This window comes from Brevibacillus sp. Leaf182, from assembly GCF_001423865.2.
Taxonomy (GTDB): Bacteria; Bacillota; Bacilli; order Brevibacillales; family Brevibacillaceae; genus Brevibacillus; species Brevibacillus brevis_C.
The window spans coordinates 1-20,037 of the sequence record NZ_LMPN02000007.1 but is presented as its reverse complement, the minus strand read 5'-3'; the positions used below and the strand labels follow the sequence as shown (position 1 = coordinate 20,037).

The following is a 20,037-nucleotide window of genomic DNA, read 5'->3' as shown; positions in this document are numbered from 1 at the left end:
CTATGGCTACCTAAATAAATTTATCATACCGAAATACCCATGTCAAACAAAATGACTTGACAAGAGGTAGTCCTTTTGCTTCCAAAATAAAAAGAGAGATTCTCTACAGATGAATCTCTCTTCCTTCCAAATAGCGCTCTAGCTTGCGCTTTACTCGCTGCAATGCATTATCAATAGACTTGACATGACGTTTCAATTCAACAGCAATCTGCTGATAGGATCGTCCGTCCAAGTAAAGCATAAGGACCTGGCGTTCCAAGTCACTCAAGATTTCGCTCATCTTGCCCTCAATGTCATCGAATTCTTCCCGATTGATAAACAATTCCTCTGGATCGGTCACCTTGGTTCCCGAGATCACATCGAGTAGTGTGCGGTCAGAATCTTCATCGTATATAGGCTTGTCCAATGAGACGTAAGAATTGAGCGGGATGTGCTTTTGGCGTGTCGCTGTCTTGATCGCGGTAATGATCTGACGGGTAATACACAGCTCGGCAAATGCCTTGAACGACGTGAGCTTGTCTCCTCGGAAGTCGCGAATAGACTTGTACAGTCCGATCATCCCTTCCTGCACGATGTCTTCGCGGTCAGCCCCAATAAGAAAATAGGATCTCGCTTTGGCACGAACGAAGTTCTTGTATTTGTTGATCAAATACTCCAAAGCTTCGGCGTCATTATCGCGAACCAGGTCGACTACTTCTTCGTCGGTCATTAGTTCATATTGGGCATGTTTTAACTCCTTGAGGTCAACACTCACAAATGATCCCTCCGCCAACCGGTTTCTCCAATAGATAGCGCTATTATACATGATGCCGTAAAAAAGCGTCAACCGAATCCAAGTTATTCCCTTCTCCATTTTTCGAATATTTTCGCTATTTCATCATTCAGCGTAATCCGCGTGGAGAAACGGTCTTCTTGCGTTTTTTCGACTTGTTTCTTGATTTCCTTGCCCGCATTTTCCATATCGAGCAACAACTCCCGCGCTGATTTGCGCAAAGCTCCCTGCCCAAATATGACACGTTGAGAGGTATAGTCAGAAGTTGCCACATAAATTTGTCGATTTTTATTGTGAAATTGGGAGACTAGCTGCTCAATTTTCTCGTCTGCTGTCTCCTTTTTCTTCGTGAAATACACGTCGACCTGGAAGTCCTCCATTTGACGGCCAATGCCAGGAACGTTGTACGCATCAAAGACAATGATGACCTTCACACCAGTGTAGCTCTGGTACTCTGCCATTTTTGCGATTAATTGATCACGCGCCTCGTCCATCCGCTCTTGATCCTTCAGCAGGCGCAGATCGGGCCAGGCGCCGATGATATTGTATCCATCAACGATCAACAGCTGCTTGGCTTTTCGTTTCGCCATGTCATTTCACCCGCGTCGGAATTGGACTCCTGGAGCGATATACTTCATACATCAACAAGGCAGCTGCTACAGAAGCGTTGAGTGAGGTAACATTGCCCGCCATCGGAAGGCTATACAGAAAATCACAGTTTTCCCGCACCAGGCGACTCATGCCTTTTCCTTCGCTGCCAATGACAATTGCGAGCGGCATCGTATAATCACCCTGGCGGAAATCTTGCTTGGCACTCGCATCTGTTCCTGCGATCCAAACACCGCGTTCTTTGAGCTCTTCCATGGTACGAACCAAATTCGTCACTCGCGCTACTGGCACGTAGTTGATCGCCCCTGCCGAAGCTTTTGCCACTGTTGCCGTAAGACTGACGGAACGTCGTTTTGGAATGATGACACCATGAGCACCGACTGCATCGGCTGTCCGCATGATGGAACCGAGGTTATGCGGATCTTCCAGCTCGTCCAACAGCAAAATGAACGGCGCCTCGTTTTTTTCCTCTGCCCGCTTCAAAATATCGTCTACTTCTACGTAATCGTAAGCTGCGACAGAAGCCACTACACCCTGATGGTTGTCTGACGACACGAGCTGATCCAGCTTTTTGCGGTTGGCTGTCGTGACAATGACACCCTGTTCTTTCGCCAAGGCAAAGACAGGTCCCATCAGATTTTTATTCGTTCCCTCTGCAATCCAAATCTTATTGATCGTACGGCCTGATCGCAAAGCCTCGATGACGGGGTTTTTCCCCAGAATCCACTCTTCACTCATTTCATGATTCTCCTTCCACTATGGCAAAAGCCTGCTGCACAATTTCAGCGATCCGCTCTTCTTTTCCACTCAAATACAAGTACCCGATCAATGCTTCAAAAGCCGTTGCATGACGGTAGTCGATAATATCGGCGTTTTTGGCACTGGAGCCGGATTTGGCATTCCGCCCCCGCTTCACTACATTCAATTCTTCCTCCGGCAATGTGGGCATTAACGTTAACAACACATTGGCCTGTGCTTTCGCTGAAACATAGCGGTTGGCCGCCTTGTGGAGCTGGTTTGGTTTAACCAGCCCCTTGGCGATCAAATGATACCTCACACAATGCGAATAGGTAGCATCCCCGAGGAAGGCAAGCACGAGTGGATTTGTCAGATTAGGATCTCGGGTTAGTTCTTCTTTTTGCATCTATTTTCTTCGGCCCCTTATTTTCGACGCCAGCGAACACCTTGTGGCGTGTCCTCCAGCACGATTCCTTTTGCTGCAAGCAGATCGCGGATTTCGTCAGAGCGGGCAAAGTTTCTTGCTTTGCGAGCTTCTGTGCGCTCTTCGATCAACGCATCAATCTCACTATCCAACAGCTCCTGCTCTTCAGCAATTTCAAGACCAAGAACCTCCGTCAACTCCACCAACAAATCCATGTATGCACGAACTTCGGCTTCGCCTACATTTTGATGACGCAAATACAGGTTGGCTTCCTTCACGACGTCAAAAATAACCGTGATAGCATTCGCTGTATTGATATCATCATCCATCTCCGCAATGAAACGCTCGCGAAGCTCCCCAATGATTCGTGCCTGCTCTTGGGCCTGATCATTCGGCTCTTCTGCGCGCACGGTATCCAGACGATGGGACAGATTCGTATACGCAGTCTTGATTCTATCCAAACCATTGGCCGCCTGTTCGATCAACTCTTCGCTAAAATTGATCGGGTTGCGATAGTGCCCCTGAAGCATAAAGAAGCGAATTAATTGACCTCCGAATTTCTCCGAAAGATCGCGTGCAAGCAAGAAGTTCCCAAGGGATTTGGACATTTTTTCGTTATCGATATTGAGCATGCCGTTGTGTAGCCAATAACGAGCAAAAACTTTACCCGTAAAGCACTCCGATTGAGCAATTTCGTTCTCGTGGTGCGGGAACACAAGGTCTGTTCCGCCCGCATGGATGTCGATTTCCTCACCCAAAAACTTCAGGGCCATTGCCGAGCACTCAATATGCCATCCCGGTCTTCCTTCGCCCCACGGACTGTCCCAGGTAACTTCTCCGGTCTTGGCCGCTTTCCAAAGTACGAAGTCCAGGGGATGTTCCTTTTTCTCGTTGATTTCTACACGAGCACCTGCCTGCAAATCATCCAACGGCTGATGCGATAGCTTTCCGTATTCCTGAAAACGTCCTGTTCGGAAATAGACGTCACCTTCACTCTCGTAGGCAAAGCCTTTTTCAATCAGCCCTTGCACGAATTCAATGATTTCCGGAATTGTTTGCATCACGCGTGGTTGAATATCAGGTGGCGATACGTTCAATGATTTCAGATCAGCATTGTACGCATCTGTGTATCGATCTGCCACTTCTTTGACAGTGACACCTTCCTGATTCGCTACACGAATCAGTTTGTCATCTACATCCGTTATATTTTGCACGAATGTCACTTCGTAGCCACGATATTTCAAGTAACGGCGCAATGTATCAAATACAATGGCAGGGCGCGCATTTCCAATGTGGATGTAGTTGTACACGGTCGGGCCGCACACGTACATTTTTACCTTTCCTGGCTCCAATGTGTGAAACGGTTCCTTCCGCCGCGTCATCGTGTTAGTCAGCTGAATGCCCATCGTTCTGTTTATCCTCCCTCAAAAGCTCCAATTCTTTGCGTAATTGATCAATTTCCTTTTGCATCAAACGAATCGTATCCGCTACCGGGTCTGGCATATTTACATGGTCCAGATCATTTTTGACCCGCTTGCCATCCTGGATGACGATGCGTCCCTTGATTCCTACTACGGTCGAGTTAGGCGGTACCTCCTGCAAGACAACGGCACCAGCCCCTATCTTTGAATTATCGCCAATTTTGAAGGAGCCCAACACCTTTGCTCCCGTGGCAATAATGACATCATTGCCGATCGTAGGGTGACGCTTTCCTTTTTCTTTACCCGTTCCCCCGAGTGTAACCCCTTGATAAATCGTTACATTGTCTCCGATTTCGCACGTCTCTCCGATCACAACACCCATGCCATGGTCAATGAACAGGCCGCGGCCAATTGTTGCGCCCGGGTGAATCTCAATTCCCGTGAAAAAACGGGACAGTTGAGAGACAATTCGGGCGAGTGTACACAGCTCAGCCTTCCAGAGCCTGTGGGCAATCCGGTGCCCCCATATCGCGTGCAAACCTGAATAGGTCATAACGACTTCCAGCGTACTTCGCGCAGCCGGGTCTCGTTCAAAAACAGCATGAATGTCATCTCTCATCTGTGCTAACATTTTGGGGTGGCACCTCCTGCCTGATTTACCTGCCGAGTGTTCAACTTCCTCTAAAATAAAAAACGTCCCTATCCCCTCCATTACGAAGGGACAGAGACGGGTTTACCGTGGTTCCACTCTGCTTAGATCGTCTTGGCTGCAAAGACTTAACAAACAACCTTGAACGATCTCGCTCATATCCCGATAACGGCGGGAAGCCGATGGCGCCTACTGATATCTTTTCAAAAAGATAGGTTCAGCTCATTGCTCACAGGGGCATTTCCATACAGGGCACACCAGATGGCTCTCACCTATCCATCCTCTCTGTAGATGTGCAGACTGTTGTACTTCTCCTGATCGTCGCATTCATGATTTATAAAAGAAAGCCAGCCAATACTTACTGACCGTTTGCAATTACTTGCTGTGCACGTGCAATCACCTTGTCACGTCCAAGCAGATACAACGTCTCAGCCAGATCACGACCATGCGCCTGACCAGTTGCTCCTACGCGGACCGGCATGAACAATGCCTTGCCTTTGTGACCCGTTTCCTTTTGCACGTCTTTGAGTACCGCTTTAATAACATCCACATTATATGCATCCTGGGCAGAAAGGTGTTTCACAAAGGAAGCCAGTACTTCCGGCAATTGCGGTTCTTTCAGCACCAGAGTTGCTTCTTCATCGTACACCACTTCGTCGAGGAAGAAAAGAGCTGCCAACGGAACGATTTGCGCACAGTAGGACATTTGCTCTTGATACAGACCTACGATACTGCGAACCCATTCGCGCTTCTCAGCAGACAAATTCTCTTCAATGAAGCCAGCTTTTTGCAGGTGCGGGATACACATGTCTGTAATCATATCCAGCGGTTGACGCTTCAAATAGAAGTTGTTCATCCAGTTCATCTTCGTTGCATCAAACACAGCTGGCGACTTGTTCACACGGTCCATTGAGAACAGCTTGATCAGATCTTCCATTAAGAAAATCTCTTCTTCGCCACCAGGAGACCATCCCAAAAGAACAAGGAAGTTCACGATTGCTTCTGGCAAGAAGCCGAGATCACGGTACTGCTCAATGAACTGAAGAATGCTCTCGTCACGCTTGGACATCTTTTTGCCATCTTGGTTGAGGATCAGTGCCAAGTGAGCAAAGTCAGGCGCTTCCCAGCCAAACGCTTCATAAATCATCAATTGACGAGGCGTGTTGGACAGATGCTCTTCTCCACGAATGACGTGGCTAATTTTCATCAAATAGTCGTCCACTACAACGGCGAAGTTGTATGTAGGAATTCCATCCGGACGGCAAATAACGAAATCGCCCATCTCGTTGGAGTTGAATGTTACCTGGCCACGAATCAGGTCGTTCACGACATACTCGCGATCATCCTGAACGAGAAAATGAATGGATGGCACTCGACCCTCTGCTTCGTACTGAGCACGTTGCTCGTCCGTTACATGGCGGTGCTTTTCCAAAATACGTGGTGTTTCTCCACGAGCGAGCTGTTCTTCACGCTCTGCATCCAGCTCTTCTTTTGTCGCGTAGCAGTAGTACGCTTTGCCTTCTGCCAGCAGTTGATCGATATATTTCCGATAAATGTCCAGGCGTTCTGTTTGACGGTACGGTCCATATGGTCCACCAACGTCTGTACCTTCTTCCCATGTTACGCCGAGCCATTTCAGGTTTTTCATTTGCTCTTCGTCCGCATTTTCCTTATTGCGGGTTTGGTCCGTATCTTCAATCCGAACGATGAACGAACCACCGTGATGTTTCGCAAAAAGATAATTGAAGAGCGCTGTTCGCGCACCGCCGATGTGTAAATGCCCCGTAGGACTCGGCGCATAACGAGTGCGAATTTCTTTCGCCATTGGTAGCACCATCCTTATGAATGTAAAAGGCTATAGCCTTGACCTAAGTAAAAACGTATCTAAGGCTTTATGTTACACCTTGCCCCTCTACTTGACAAGCAAGCATACTGCCTGTGCAGCGATTCCTTCCCCTCTGCCTGTAAAACCGAGTTTCTCGGATGTCGTCGCCTTCACATTTACTTGCGAGAGATCGTCTACCTCCAGCACGCGTGCAATGACTTCACACATTTGCGGGATGTACGGAGCCATCTTCGGTGCTTGGGCAATGATCGTTGCATCCACGTTTCCTAAACGGTAGCCGCGCTCCCGAACCAACTTCCAAACATGCTCCAGCAGTTTTACACTATCCGCATCCTTAAAAGCAGGGTCTGTATCTGGGAAATGACGGCCAATATCCCCTTCACCAATCGCTCCAAGAATCGCGTCACTAATTGCATGAAGGAGAACATCTGCATCAGAATGTCCTAGCAAGCCTTTTTCATACGGGATGGTGACGCCTCCGATAATGCATGGACGCCCCTCTACTAATTGATGCACGTCAAAACCTTGTCCAATACGCATGAGCTACTCTCCCTTTCGTTTCCGCAATATCTCTTCACCAAACCACAGATCGTCTGGCGTTGTAATCTTAATGTTCTCATAGCTTCCGTGCATAATCGATACCGGATGACCCAGCCACTCAACCAGCATTGCATCATCCGTACCCAGCTTCCCCGCTGCCTCTGCTGCCTGATGTGCCTCTCGCAATAAAGACATACGAAAAGCTTGTGGGGTTTGAACCGCCCACAAGCTTTCCCGTGCCGGGGTTGACTCTACAAGTCCATTTGCCCCCACCACTTTAATCGTATCTTTGACAGGTACTGCCATGATCGTTGCCTGATCTTGTTGCACCTGTTTGATCATGTCACTGATCTGTTTGCGAGTGACGAAAGGACGAGCAGCATCGTGAACTAGTACGTAATCGCAATTTGCGGATAGTGATGCCAAGCCATTTCTCACACTGTCTTGTCGCTCTGCTCCACCCAGCGTAACCACAACCGTCAGCTTTTCAGCCGAGACCCAAGTCATTACTTCTGCGTGGTCTGCTTCGCTCACCACTAGCACAACTTCATCAATGTCGGGATGAGTAGCAAAAAGACGTACCGTATGAGCCAAGATCGGCTCGCCCGCAAGCGGTAACCACAACTTGTTTCGTTGTCCACCCATTCGTTTACCCGAACCGGCTGCAACGATCACGACACCCGTACTCACTGATTCATCCCTCTCCTGTCTTTTCTATAACGCTCGTTCCAGCAACTTTGGTTTGGCGAAGATCATACGTCCTGCGGATGTTTGCAGCACACTCGTTACGAGAACATCGACATCGTTTCCAATGTATTCTCGTCCGCCCTCTACAACAATCATTGTGCCATCGTCCAGATAAGCGACACCCTGACCGTGCTCTTTTCCATCCTTGATGACTTGAACGTTCATCTCTTCTCCAGGTAAAACTACAGGTTTGACTGCATTCGCCAAATCATTGATGTTCAAAACCGCAACACCTTGCAGCTCACATACCTTGTTCAGGTTGAAGTCGTTTGTTACGACCTTTCCGTTAATGAGCTTAGCGAGCTTGATCAGCTTGCTGTCCACCTCGGATACTTCTTCAAAATCGCCTTCCCAGATCTGAACCTTTACCTTCATTTCTTTTTGAATCTTGTTCAAGATATCCAGACCACGACGACCGCGGTTTCTCTTCAGTACATCGGAGGAATCGGCGATATGCTGTAGCTCCTCTAACACAAATCCCGGAATGACCAGTACCCCTTCCAAAAAGCCGGTACGGCAAATATCTGCGATGCGTCCGTCAATGATGACACTGGTATCGAGGATTTTATTTTCCAAGTTAACGGTAGTTGTTGCGCTATCCTTTTTCCTATCCTTACGTCCAATCGAAAATACCGACATAATCTCGTCCCGCTTGCGAAATCCTACCTGGAAGCCCAAATAACCGAGCAACCCGGAAACAATTAACGGCAAAAGATCTCCTACAAATGGAATCGGAATTTTACTGATGGGCAGGAATAATAAGAATGCAACAATAAGACCACTAATCAATCCCATCGCTCCGAACATCACATCGACAACCGGCATTTTGACGAGTGTCTCTTCACCCCATCGAACGATGCGCAGAACATAATCCACAACCCAATTCGCTAAAAAGAAAAACAAGATGGCACCTAGTACAGCCCCAATATATTGCGATCCGGCTACTACACCAAAGTTTAACAGTGGGTCGAGCAACGAAAACAATTCGTCACCAAATCGATACCCCAATCCGCCACCAATCAAAACAAAAATGAATTTTCCTACTCGGCGTAACATGCCTTCACCTCCTTTTACTAATATAGACAGAAGCCTAAGAGTAAAACCCTATTTTTTTCCAAATGATTATAATGCTTCATTTTACTTTCCCTCACTATAGCAAAAAAGATTTTGCCATGTCAAATAGCCAAAAATTTTAACATAGTTGTCATTTTCTCGTCAACCCGGGAACACTCGTTTCCTTCGATGATAAATTGACAGGGAGCTGACTCCCTTCTTATAATGTCAGTATCGTAATGAGAGAAAATTATGACGATACCAACAGCCTAAAGCAGAGGTGAACCAGATGGACAATCGAAACATAGACGACTTTCAAACGCAAGTATCCGAGCTTTTGATCAGACATCGTAGCGTACTGGACGTCATGTCCAAAGTTCAGGAAACGGCATCCCGCATTAACCGTTCACTGACAAAAGCCATCACCGAATGCGGCTGTGTCGAAGTGGTTGCCAAAAAACAGACGTACGATTCGAACAAGAATCTGGAGGACAACAAGTCCCATTTGGACACCCACTTTAACGGACCGCTGTGCGAGCATTGTCGCGATGTAGTTACTGCTGAGCTTGGCAAAAACCTCTTTTACCTCACTGCCTTGTGCAATATTACTGACATTAAGCTAGAAGATGTGCTTCAGAAAGAATCCAACCGATTAAATACTTTGGGTGTCTTCAATCTGTCTTAAAAGTCCGTTACTCGTATTACGAATGAACCCTAAAAAAAGTTGCATACAAAAAAGAAAAACCCGCACATTGAAGTGTGGGTTTTTTTATGCCGTAATTATTCAAACGGTACAGATTCTTCCTCTTTGTTTTTACGCTTGCGTAATTTTTTGACGAGAAAGTCAACGTTTTTTTTTATTCCGTACAGTGCATAAAAAGCAAGTGGCAAGAAGACGATTTTTGGAAATTGCTGCGGATACTTAATCGCTACAATAACCACGATCGCGATGATAATGGGTGTGATCCAGTAAGCAGACTTTGGAATCCCCACTTTTTTGAAGTTAGGATACTTGACCTTTGATACCATCAAAAAGGCAAGGAGCAACATACTTACGGCAAGCAATACCGGAGTGAAGACTTGGTGATAAAGTGCGAGCGTAGCCAGTACGCCTCCCGCTGCCGTAATCGGCAAACCGATGAAATACCCCGGAACCCCGGCCTGTACGTTAAAACGCGCCAAACGCAGCGCACCACAGATCGGAAAAATGGCTGTAATGAGAATCCCAAGCAAATCAAAGTGTTGCAAGACGACAACATACATGATGAACGCTGGCGCAATCCCAAATGTAATGACGTCAGAAAGTGAATCCAATTCCTTTCCGAACTCACTTTGGGCATTCAGCATACGAGCTACACGTCCATCCAGCCCGTCTGCCAGCATACCAATGATCACTGTAATCGCTGCATATTCGACGTATTGATCGCCTCGAAACGCAAGAATAATTGCTAAAACTCCCAGAAACAAATTGCTTACGGTTAGTATGTTCGGTAACGATTTCACGAACATAGACTACCTCCTGATTTCTTTTGCGTAAGGAGCAGGTTATCCTGTTGACCTTGTTTTTATCCAAGTCCCTTAGGCAAATGCTGAATACAAATAATGCCTTTATCCTATTCTACTTTAAATGTGTCTGTCAATGAACACTTGTTCTTGAATCCGTTTCAGTCCCTCTTTAATCGCTCTTGCTCGAACCTCGCCAATGCCTTCCACTTCGTCTAATTCCTGAATCGTTGCCATCATGATTCGCGGCAGATGATGAAAATGCTCTACCAGATTCGAGATGATCGTAACGGGCAAACGCCGGATCTTGTACAGGATTCGATAACCTCTAGGAGAAACGGATTCATCCAGCATACTGGCATTGGAGGAATACCCCAGCGTTCGCAAAAAAGAAGTGAGCTCCAGCATTTCCTCCGAGTTCAATTTTTTCATGTCCCGAAGCACAAGATCAGGTGAATAGGATGGATCTCGGGAATAATCCCGAATAAGCATATGGGCTTCTTCCTCAATGTTTGAAACCAGTTCCTCCAACTGCATACTGACGAGCCTTCCTTCTACCCCTAGCTCACATATGTATTTGGAGACCTCTGTCTTAATACGTAATACCATCTCAATCCGTTGCAAAACCGACGCAACTTCATGTAACGTAACGAGCTCCTCGAATTCTAACGCACCGAGATTCGTCAGTGTTTGATCAAGCACAGCCTTGTATTTCTCAAGGGTAGATACAGCTTGATTCGCCTTGGCCAAAATGACGCTGATTTCGCTTAAGACATACCGGAAATTTCCTTGGTAAAGCGTGATCACATTGCGCCGTTGAGAGATAGCAATCACCAGATGGTTGGTTTGAATGGCTGTCCGTTGCGCTGTACGATGACGTGTCCCCGTCTCGCTTGTAGGGATTGAAGAGGGTGGGAAGATTTGTGTATTCGCGTACAGAATGCGTTTTGCGTCTTCACTTACTATAATCGCCCCATCCATCTTCGCTAATTCATATAAATGGGCAGGAGAAAAATCACAATTGATGGAAAAACCGCCATCGACAATTGACTTCATCTCCGGACCGCACCCAATGACGATCAAGCCCCCGGTTTTGGCCCGTAAAACATTTTCCAACCCTTCACGAAGCTGTGTGCCGGGTGCCACGAGACGAAGCACATCACCGAATTGCGGAGCTCTTTTGATGTTCCCCTGCATGCCCACTCCTACCTCCTTATCACCTCGTTCAACGCATCGGCAATATTGCTCACACCAATTACTTGAATATCTGCAGGCGCATCCAGACCGCGGATGTTTTTCTCAGGGATGATGACACGCTTAAAGCCTAACTTATGTGCTTCTCGTACTCGTTGCTCAATACGGGAGACACCGCGCACCTCACCAGTCAGGCCAATTTCGCCGATGACGACATCATGCGGATTGGTAGCGTGGTCACGGAAACTGCTTGCAATGCTTACGGCAATCGCCAAATCAACGGCTGGCTCATCCAATCTGACCCCGCCTGCTACGTTTACATAAGCATCCTGATTTTGCAGCATCATGCCCATGCGCTTTTCCAACACTGCCATGATCATCGCCACACGCTGATGATCGACCCCTGTTGCCGTTCTGCGTGGCGTTACAAAGCTGGTTGGGGCAACGAGAGCTTGCAGCTCAACCAAAACGGGACGCGTGCCCTCCATACTGGCTACGACCGTGGAGCCCGCAACACCAAATGGACGCTCTGCCAAAAATATCTCAGATGGATTCGCCACTTCCTCCAAACCGCGATCCTTCATCTCGAAAATCCCGATTTCGTTTGTCGAACCAAAGCGGTTTTTGACGGCGCGCAAAATTCGAAATGTATTGTGACGCTCTCCTTCAAAATAAAGAACAGCATCCACCATATGCTCAAGCATACGTGGACCAGCGATGGAGCCTTCCTTGGTAACGTGACCGACGATGAAGGTACCAATTCCTTTCCCTTTTGCAATCCTCATCAATTGGGCAGTAGCCTCCCGCACTTGTGCGACACTTCCCGCAGCCGATTGGATGGTCGGGTGAAACACAGTCTGGATCGAGTCAATAATCAGCACATCCGGGTCTACTTGATTAATATGCTGTTCGATCAAATCCAAATCATTTTCTGCCAATACAAACATCGGCGGCGTTTGCAAATGGAGTCGATCCGCGCGAATTTTAATTTGCTTTGCCGACTCCTCTCCCGATACATAGAGAACCTTCGCCCCTTGATGAGCCAAGGCAAAAGATGTCTGCAAAAGCAATGTCGACTTTCCGATTCCCGGGTCTCCCCCCACCAAAATGAGTGAACCCGGAACAAGTCCTCCACCAAGAACACGATTCAATTCTCCGATCGTCGTATCCATGCGTGGCTCTTCTTCACTAGCTACCTGGGTCAATGGAATCGCAGATTGGCGCTGGCCGCCGCTGAGCCCTTCGTGGCGATGTGCCGTTTTAACCGTCACTTCCTCCACCAAAGTGTTCCAACTGCTACATCCCGGGCATTTTCCCATCCATTTTGGCGATTCATAGCCACATTCTTGACACGCGTATTTCGTTTTATACTTTGACATAATCGCACCCTCACTTGGATTTCTTTCTCTACTTTTATCATAATTACGCACCCAAAAAAAGAATACCTCCCGAATCAGGAGGCATTCTATTACGTTTCAACCCAGCTTACGATTTCGTTTTTTCAAGGCGCTTGACTACCAGCTTGCCTTCTTCAGCTTCGATATTGACGGTATCGCCTTTACTGATCGTACCCTTGAGCAGTTCCTCGGACAAATTATCCTCGATGTGGCGCTGGATAGCTCGACGCAGAGGACGCGCACCATAGGCCGGATCAAAGCCTTCTTTTGCCAATACTTTCTTGGCTTCTTCGGTCAATTGGAAATCAATGTCTTGCTCTTTCAATCGTTTACGCAGCTCTTCTGTCATGAGAGATACGATTTGCTCGATGTGCTCTTGCTCCAAGGAGTGGAACACGATGACTTCGTCGATACGGTTCAAGAACTCAGGACGGAAGCTCTTCTTCAGCTCATCCATGACTTTGTCCTTCATATCCTGGTACTTTCTTTCCGAATCGTTGGTCGTGAAGCCGAGCGTCGTATTTTTCTTGATCATGCTGGCTCCGACGTTGGAAGTCATAATGACAACTGTATTGCGGAAATCGACGGTACGTCCCTTCGAGTCTGTCAGACGACCATCATCCAAAACTTGCAAGAGAATGTTGAATACGTCTGGGTGAGCCTTCTCGATTTCGTCCAGCAAAATAACGGAGTACGGTTTGCGACGCACTTTTTCGGTTAGCTGACCGCCTTCGTCAAAGCCTACGTAGCCAGGAGGGGCACCTACCAGCCGAGCGGTGGAATGCTTCTCCATGTACTCGGACATATCTACACGAATCATGGCATCCTCGTCACCGAAAAGCGTCTCTGCCACGGCACGAGCCAATTCGGTTTTACCCACACCGGTTGGTCCCAGGAAGATAAACGAGCCAATTGGGCGTTTTGGGTCTTTCAGACCAGCACGGGCACGGCGGATCGCACGCGAGATGGATTTGACTGCTTCATCTTGGCCAATGACGCGATCATGTAAAATCTCTTCCATCTTCAGCAAGCGCTCTGTTTCTTCTTCCTTCAGCTTCAACACAGGAATACCCGTCCAGCTCGCCACTACTTGTGCGATGTCTTCTGGCGTAACCTCCATGTTTAGCTGACCTTGGCGCTCTTTCCAGTCTTTTTTCGTTTTATCCAGTTCTTCACGCAGTTTTTGCTCCTGATCGCGAAGAGCTGCTGCTTCCTCGAATTCTTGTGATTGTACGGCAGCGTCTTTTTCCTTGCGCACCTCTTCCAGACGTCCCTCCAGCTCTTTGAGGTTTGGTGGAACCGTAAAGGATTGCAAGCGAACCTTGGATGCCGCCTCGTCGACCAAGTCGATAGCCTTGTCAGGCAGGAAGCGTTCCGTAATATAGCGGTCAGACAGTTTTACTGCCTGCTCGATTGCTTCATCGGTAATTTTGACACGATGGTGGGCTTCGTAACGATCACGAAGGCCATGCAGGATACGAATAGCATCCTCCGCTGTCGGTTCATCAACCTGAATCGGTTGGAAACGACGCTCCAGTGCCGCGTCTTTTTCGATGTACTTGCGATATTCATCCAGCGTAGTAGCACCTACGCACTGTAGCTCGCCACGTGCCAGAGCAGGCTTCAAAATGTTGGAGGCATCAATAGCGCCTTCTGCTCCACCTGCACCAATCAGGGTGTGCAGCTCATCAATAAACAGGATGATGTTTCCTGCTTGGCGAATTTCGTCCATGATTTTTTTCAGACGATCTTCGAACTCACCGCGATATTTGGTTCCCGCAACAACGGTTCCCATATCGAGGGTCATGACGCGTTTATCACGGAGGGTCTCCGGAATTTCGTTGTTGACGATTTTTTGGGCAAGACCTTCTGCGATCGCTGTTTTCCCGACGCCAGGCTCCCCAATCAATACAGGGTTGTTTTTGGTGCGTCTGCTAAGTACTTGGATCACACGCTCGATTTCTTTTTGGCGACCGATGACAGGGTCCAGCCCGCCATCACGAGCGATTGCAGTCAGATCCCTTGCCAAGCCGTCCAGTGTCGGCGTATTCGCCGCTGGGTTCCCTCCAGACGGTTGATGAGATGCCATCATTTCCGAGCTGCCAAGAAGCTGGAGCACCTGTTGACGTGCCTTGTTCAGGCTAACGCCCAAATTGTTCATGATTCTCGCAGCAATGCCTTCTCCTTCACGGATCAAGCCAAGCAGAATATGTTCAGTCCCCACATAGGTATGACCCAGCTTGCGGGCTTCGTCCATCGACAGTTCAATAACCTTTTTGGCGCGAGGTGTATAGTTTGGTGTGTAATTACTACCGGACTGCTCTGTTCCTCGCCCGATTAACGACTCCACTTCGCTCTGGATTTTATCGAGGCCAAGCCCAAGTGATTGCAATGCCTTCGCCGCAATCCCTTCGCCTTCTCGAATGAGTCCCAGCAGCACATGCTCTGTCCCAATATCTTTGTGTCCGAGACGAACCGCCTCTTCCAGGGCAAGCGCCAGTACTTTTTGTGCTCGTTCTGTAAAACGTCCAAACATCATATCGTACACCTCCGTATAACCGTGTTTTTTCTCTATATGGTTAACAATTGCGTGATACCATTACGATTACTCTTGTGATTCTACTACGCGCAGACGTTCGCGGATCAGCCTTGCCCTTCTTTCATCGCGTTGGTCCGGAGTGAGCTTTTGTCCAGCGTGGTGTTGTAAAAACCCTGGCTGTGTCGTGACTAACAGTTCGTTTAGGACCAGCGGAGATACATCCGGAATGATGTCTAGATCTATCCCCAGACGTACATCGGACAGACGCTGTGCCGCCTCCTTGGACTCTACCGTGCGGGCGTACATCAGGATACCATACGATCGAAAAATCCGATCCTCCAACGAGACCCGAGTATGCTCCAGCAAATAAGTACGTGCCACACGCTCTTGCTCAATAATCTGTCTAGCTACACCGTAGAGATTGGAAAGGATATCCGACTCAGACATCCCCAGTGTGACCTGATTGGATAACTGAAAAAGATTCCCTAGAGCTTCGCTGCCCTCTCCGTAAATTCCTCTAACGACTAGACCAACTTGATTAATTGCCTGTAAAATTCTGCTGATCTGCTGCGTCATCACCAGCGCCGGCAAGTGCAGCATCACAGATGCACGAATTCCCGTACCCACATTGGTTGGGCAACTTGTAAGATATCCACGTGTCTCGTCGAACGCGTAGTTCAAGTTTTTCTCAAAAATGTCGTCTATCTTCGTACCTATTTCCCATGCCTCGTTCAAACGAAACCCGGGTAATAGTACCTGTATTCGAATGTGATCTTCTTCATTAACCATAATGCTGACAGACTCATCTTCCCGAAGTAATACGGCACCTTTGCGAGATTCCTCTGCCAGATGGGGGCTAATTAGATGCTTTTCTACGAGCACGCGTTTTTCTAACGGGTTAATTTGATCCATATGGATAGCCTGGAGCTGATGCCGTTTGCGCATTGCCTCCGAATCGCTTACTTCCGTTACCTTTCTGACGACTTCCTCGCCCTGCGAGTCCGTTGCCAATAACGGAAAGGGGTGCTGGCGCAGGTTACGGGCGATACGCAGCCGTGTACTAATGACAATGTCGGAATCAGGACCTTCTCCTTTCATCCAATTGCTCCACGGGTTTTGCATAAACTGCTTTTGGGACATAACCAGCTAACCTCCCTTGCTACGATTGGGCCATTTTTTGTTCCAATGCTCGAATTCGATCACGCATTTCTGCTGCCTTCTCGAACTCTTCACTGGCGACATGACTTTGCAGCGCTTGCTTTAGTTGTTCCAGCTCTTTACGGATCTTCAGTTTGCCACCCATCCGCTCTGGTACTTTTCCACTATGCTGTGTGTTTCCATGAATCCGGCGGAAAAGGGGGTCCAGTCGATCACCCAAAAAAGTGTAGCAATCACTACAGCCAAATCGGCCACTTTTACTAAATTGAGAATATGTGAGACCACATGTTTCGCATTGAAGCGGCTTATTCGTTGCCGTTTCGCGTCCATTCTTTTGCATGGGATCAAATTTTAAAAGTCCTGACAGGAGATTGTTGATGCTGAAGTTGTGAAAGCCGGTAAAGACGTCCCCTTTTTCATGAGCACACTGCTCGCAAATATGGTATTCGGTTTTTTCGCCATTGACGATTTTCGTCAAATGAAGTGTCGCCGGTCGTTTTCCGCATTCCTCACAGTTCATAACATCATACCTCCTTTTACTTCAACAAGATTGCTGCGATCATCTGCTTTAAAATATTTGCCCGCAAACGATCCCGCAATTCAGCTTCTAGCGTTAATACATTTCGCGAGGTAGCGATTTTCATTAAGGTGGCTTCTCTGATGTTGACTAATCCTTCTTCAAATAGTCTTTCTACGATCGCATTTCCCACGCTCTGACTGATGCTCTCACCAATTAGTTCCTCTGTCAGCAATTCTTGCAAGCGTGCTTTGCTGACAATCTGCACCTTGCGTATGCGAATATACCCGCCGCCCCCGCGCTTACTCTCTACAATGTACCCTTTTTGAACGGTAAAGCGCGTATTGATGACGTAATTGATCTGAGACGGCACACATTGAAAATGGTCGGCAAGCTCACTACGCTGAATCTCGATCGATCCATTGGGACTGTTTGTAATGATGCTTTTCAAGTGATGTTCAATGATGTCCGAGATGTTACGCAAGTCATCGCCTCCTATTCCTCTGTGTATGTTCTTCTGAGGTTACCTATTGACTTTGACTATCTTTGACGTTAATTATAATGGGTTTAGTGCGTGCCCGCAAGTGTCCCTTACACATTCTAGTGTGGGCAAAAGAGGGTCGCTTGAAACTAGGACATGATCAACAAAAAAACCACTCCCTGAGGAATGGTTTATGTTTGTTCTTGTGTATTGGTGTCGATTGCTGGCAAATGATTCAGTAGCTGTGTGAAGCTGGTGATGATGACATCTGCCCCGTCAAGTTCACCTGGTTTGGCAAAACCAAAGTCGCATCCAATGGTAAATAAACCGTTTGTCTTGCCTGCTTCCACGTCGGAGTGACGATCCCCTACCATGATGGCCTGCCCGATTTTGTAATCAGACAACAATTTTGCAACCAGATCATTTTTGGAATGTGTGCGGAAACGGCCAGCTGAGTACAGATCGGTCATTAGCGGCTTTAATTCGTATTCCTGGCAAATGGCATCGATGTACTCTTCCTGCCCATTACTTGCTATAAACAAAGCAAATCCTTTTTCTCGCAGCGTTTCCAAGGTTGATTTTACATTCGGATATAGCTCGGTCACTCTTTCTTTGAGTAACTGGATTTCATTGTCTAGCAAGAAGGCGTCAGCTAAGCGAATAGCTTCCTCACTCGCACCCGGCAGTAATTTGTCCCAGATCTGCTCGATCGTCATTCCCAGTACATTGATCAATTCACGTTCGTCTGGGGTTTCCCCTTGCCATAGCCCTTTTTGACGAAGCTGGTCAAACGTTCGAATAAATGCTGGAGTGGACAGCTTTTCTGTTTGCAGTAACGTGCCATCCATATCAAATAATATGGCGAATGGTACAGTCATGGGTTCCTCCATTTTGTCTGGCTAGGCCGCTATTCTACTTTTCCTGGCAACATATTCATATCATCCATGATGAACTCGGTAATTCTTTGTGCAGCATCTGGCTTCGAGATTTTCTGTCCCATTCTACGCATATAATCCACCTTGGACGGGCTATGCAATAGTTCATCGATAAAGTAAATCAATTGCTCCGACAGATTCGCATGTACCGCACATCCATTATTGAGCAAAAAGTGGCTGTTCCTCTCTTCCTGTCCAGGCAGAGGGTTGTAAACAATCATGGGTACCCGTTTACTCATTACTTCAGCTGATGTAAGTCCGCCTGATTTGGTGACAATTAAATCAGCCGTTTCCAAGTATTCGTGGAAGTTATTGATGAATTTTAGCGGCACGACTTCATGGCGATACGTACGATTTGTCACTTTATTGTACAGCTTGTCGTTTGTCCCTGTTAACACAAAGGTTTTCAGAGGAATGTTAATCTCTTCTAACCCATCTAATACCTTTTCCATCGAGCCGAGACCCAATCCGCCCCCCGAAAGAATAATGCTCTTTTGTCCAGGAGCGAGGCCCAGCTTTTGCCGAATCAAATCGGCGTCCAATGGCAAGCTGAATTTTTTCATGATGGGAATGCCCATCGGAATGAATTTTTGATGATCCTGTCGATAAACGTCTAACAGGTAATACAGTTGCTCATGGCCGATGAAGTAATAATTGATATGGTGATTAATCCATGAAGGATGGATGGTATAGTCAGTAATGATCGTATAGATTGGTTCCTTCCAATCATTTCTCCCTTTCAGTACGGAGAGCATACAGCTTGCAAACGGATGCGTAGCAATAAAGGCATCAGGCTGTACACTGTTGATCAGCTTTTTCAGTTTGTTTGCCAGTAACTTATTCATCAGCACATTCATATCGAAGAAACGGGTTTTTTCCGTATTATGGTAAATTCTGCCCCACATCTTGGGTGACAGCCTTAACAGATTCATATAGCTTTCCAGCAAAATCTTGTGAAAGGTGGGGCTAATATATTCCAACGTATCGATGATCATTGATGTGCAACCACTCTCAGCCAAGCTTTCTTGCATGGCCCGCGCTGCCTGGTTGTGTCCGTTACCGATGGAAGCGGAAAAGATTAGAATTTTTTTCATGAACGATTCTCCTTCATAACCTCGCCTACTCCAACGCCTGGATCAGGTACCTTCTCATGTTAGTCTACCCCAAGACCCGTCTGCAAGAGGGAACTTGTCGGTCATTCGGCCTAACTTATCGACAAAATAATCGCGAGTTTGACTTTTTGCTGTAAAAACGAAAAACCTCCTTACCCATTCTGGGGTAAAGAGGTTGGTTTCATTCCCTGAAAACTGAATACGCATGATTGCTAAGAATGTGTGGATAAGTCCTCGACCGATTAGTATTCGTCAGCTCCACGCGTTACCGCGCTTCCACATCGAACCTATCAACCTCATCGTCTATGAGGGGTCTTACCAGCTTGCGCTGTGGGAAGTCTCATCTTGGAGGGGGCTTCACGCTTAGATGCTTTCAGCGCTTATCCCGTCCGCACATAACTA

The 20,037-nt window shown here is 47.4% G+C and carries 20 protein-coding genes, 1 rRNA gene and 1 other annotated feature; of the genes, 1 reads left to right on the top strand and 20 read right to left on the bottom strand.

All coding sequences use genetic code 11. The annotated features are described in order from the left end of the window. Positions 1-103: 103 nt before the first annotated feature. The 10 genes from sigH to ASG16_RS00100 form a co-directional block, all read right to left on the bottom strand. Positions 104-754: an RNA polymerase sporulation sigma factor SigH gene (gene sigH / locus ASG16_RS00145; protein ID WP_005828894.1), complete on the bottom strand. Its 651-nt coding sequence runs from the start codon at positions 752-754 to the stop codon at positions 104-106. An 83-nt stretch (positions 755-837) separates the two neighbouring features. Beyond that, a complete protein-coding gene (locus ASG16_RS00140; protein WP_048035647.1) occupies positions 838-1,362 on the bottom strand; it encodes an NYN domain-containing protein in 525 nt (174 codons plus the stop codon). A 1-nt stretch (position 1,363) separates the two neighbouring features. Continuing rightward, on the bottom strand, positions 1,364-2,119 hold the full coding sequence (gene rlmB / locus ASG16_RS00135) for a 23S rRNA (guanosine(2251)-2'-O)-methyltransferase RlmB (RefSeq protein ID WP_056493505.1): 756 nt from the start codon (positions 2,117-2,119) through the stop codon (positions 1,364-1,366). A 1-nt stretch (position 2,120) separates the two neighbouring features. Next, positions 2,121-2,525, bottom strand: coding sequence for a Mini-ribonuclease 3 (locus tag ASG16_RS00130; protein WP_007716204.1), 405 nt, complete (start codon positions 2,523-2,525; stop codon positions 2,121-2,123). A 17-nt stretch (positions 2,526-2,542) separates the two neighbouring features. Further along, on the bottom strand, positions 2,543-3,949 hold the full coding sequence (gene cysS, locus ASG16_RS00125; RefSeq protein WP_056493502.1) for a cysteine--tRNA ligase: 1,407 nt from the start codon (positions 3,947-3,949) through the stop codon (positions 2,543-2,545). Then, positions 3,930-4,595, bottom strand: a complete 666-nt coding sequence (gene cysE, locus ASG16_RS00120; RefSeq protein WP_048035644.1) for a serine O-acetyltransferase — start codon at positions 4,593-4,595, stop codon at positions 3,930-3,932. The genes cysS and cysE overlap by 20 nt, the downstream gene beginning before the upstream one ends. 89 nt (positions 4,596-4,684) lie before the next feature. Beyond that, positions 4,685-4,944: a binding site (T-box leader), on the bottom strand. 27 nt (positions 4,945-4,971) lie between these two features. Beyond that, positions 4,972-6,438 (bottom strand): glutamate--tRNA ligase, encoded by a 1,467-nt coding sequence (gene gltX / locus ASG16_RS00115; RefSeq protein WP_056493499.1) that lies wholly within the window; start codon positions 6,436-6,438, stop codon positions 4,972-4,974. Positions 6,439-6,525: 87 nt separating this feature from the next. Then, positions 6,526-6,999, bottom strand: a complete 474-nt coding sequence (gene ispF, locus ASG16_RS00110; protein ID WP_056493496.1) for a 2-C-methyl-D-erythritol 2,4-cyclodiphosphate synthase — start codon at positions 6,997-6,999, stop codon at positions 6,526-6,528. Positions 7,000-7,002: 3 nt separating this feature from the next. Next, positions 7,003-7,689: a 2-C-methyl-D-erythritol 4-phosphate cytidylyltransferase gene (ispD, locus tag ASG16_RS00105; RefSeq protein ID WP_056493493.1), complete on the bottom strand. Its 687-nt coding sequence runs from the start codon at positions 7,687-7,689 to the stop codon at positions 7,003-7,005. Positions 7,690-7,713: 24 nt separating this feature from the next. Further along, positions 7,714-8,802 carry a PIN/TRAM domain-containing protein gene (locus ASG16_RS00100; protein WP_048035640.1) on the bottom strand — a complete coding sequence of 363 codons (1,089 nt, stop codon included), beginning with the start codon at positions 8,800-8,802 and terminating at the stop codon, positions 7,714-7,716. Positions 8,803-9,088: 286 nt separating this feature from the next. Here ASG16_RS00100 and ASG16_RS00095 point away from each other — a divergent pair, with 286 nt between their 5' ends. Continuing rightward, positions 9,089-9,484 (top strand): nucleoside triphosphate pyrophosphohydrolase family protein, encoded by a 396-nt coding sequence (locus ASG16_RS00095; protein WP_007716195.1) that lies wholly within the window; start codon positions 9,089-9,091, stop codon positions 9,482-9,484. Positions 9,485-9,579: 95 nt separating this feature from the next. Here the strand turns inward: ASG16_RS00095 and pssA are convergent, their stop codons facing one another. From pssA to ASG16_RS00045, 10 genes are all read right to left on the bottom strand, one after another. After that, positions 9,580-10,308, bottom strand: coding sequence for a CDP-diacylglycerol--serine O-phosphatidyltransferase (gene pssA / locus ASG16_RS00090; protein ID WP_016742861.1), 729 nt, complete (start codon positions 10,306-10,308; stop codon positions 9,580-9,582). A 114-nt stretch (positions 10,309-10,422) separates the two neighbouring features. After that, a complete protein-coding gene (gene disA, locus ASG16_RS00085; protein ID WP_048036021.1) occupies positions 10,423-11,499 on the bottom strand; it encodes a DNA integrity scanning diadenylate cyclase DisA in 1,077 nt (358 codons plus the stop codon). Between the two features lie 8 nt (positions 11,500-11,507). Beyond that, on the bottom strand, positions 11,508-12,875 hold the full coding sequence (radA, locus tag ASG16_RS00080; protein ID WP_048035639.1) for a DNA repair protein RadA: 1,368 nt from the start codon (positions 12,873-12,875) through the stop codon (positions 11,508-11,510). Between the two features lie 106 nt (positions 12,876-12,981). After that, the gene (locus ASG16_RS00075) at positions 12,982-15,432 is read right to left on the bottom strand and encodes an ATP-dependent Clp protease ATP-binding subunit (RefSeq protein ID WP_016742864.1); all 2,451 of its coding nucleotides are present in this window, start codon (positions 15,430-15,432) and stop codon (positions 12,982-12,984) included. A 66-nt stretch (positions 15,433-15,498) separates the two neighbouring features. Next, a complete protein-coding gene (gene mcsB / locus ASG16_RS00070; RefSeq protein WP_056493490.1) occupies positions 15,499-16,572 on the bottom strand; it encodes a protein-arginine kinase McsB in 1,074 nt (357 codons plus the stop codon). A gap of 19 nt (positions 16,573-16,591) precedes the next feature. After that, positions 16,592-17,110 (bottom strand): protein-arginine kinase activator protein McsA, encoded by a 519-nt coding sequence (mcsA, locus tag ASG16_RS00065; protein ID WP_048035637.1) that lies wholly within the window; start codon positions 17,108-17,110, stop codon positions 16,592-16,594. Between the two features lie 16 nt (positions 17,111-17,126). Further along, positions 17,127-17,591 (bottom strand): CtsR family transcriptional regulator, encoded by a 465-nt coding sequence (locus ASG16_RS00060; RefSeq protein WP_048035636.1) that lies wholly within the window; start codon positions 17,589-17,591, stop codon positions 17,127-17,129. Positions 17,592-17,779: 188 nt separating this feature from the next. Continuing rightward, positions 17,780-18,466 carry an HAD hydrolase-like protein gene (locus tag ASG16_RS00055; RefSeq protein WP_056493487.1) on the bottom strand — a complete coding sequence of 229 codons (687 nt, stop codon included), beginning with the start codon at positions 18,464-18,466 and terminating at the stop codon, positions 17,780-17,782. Between the two features lie 29 nt (positions 18,467-18,495). Beyond that, positions 18,496-19,617 carry an MGDG synthase family glycosyltransferase gene (locus ASG16_RS00050; protein ID WP_056493484.1) on the bottom strand — a complete coding sequence of 374 codons (1,122 nt, stop codon included), beginning with the start codon at positions 19,615-19,617 and terminating at the stop codon, positions 18,496-18,498. Between the two features lie 240 nt (positions 19,618-19,857). Further along, a 23S ribosomal RNA gene (locus ASG16_RS00045) occupies positions 19,858-20,037 on the bottom strand; the annotation flags it as partial.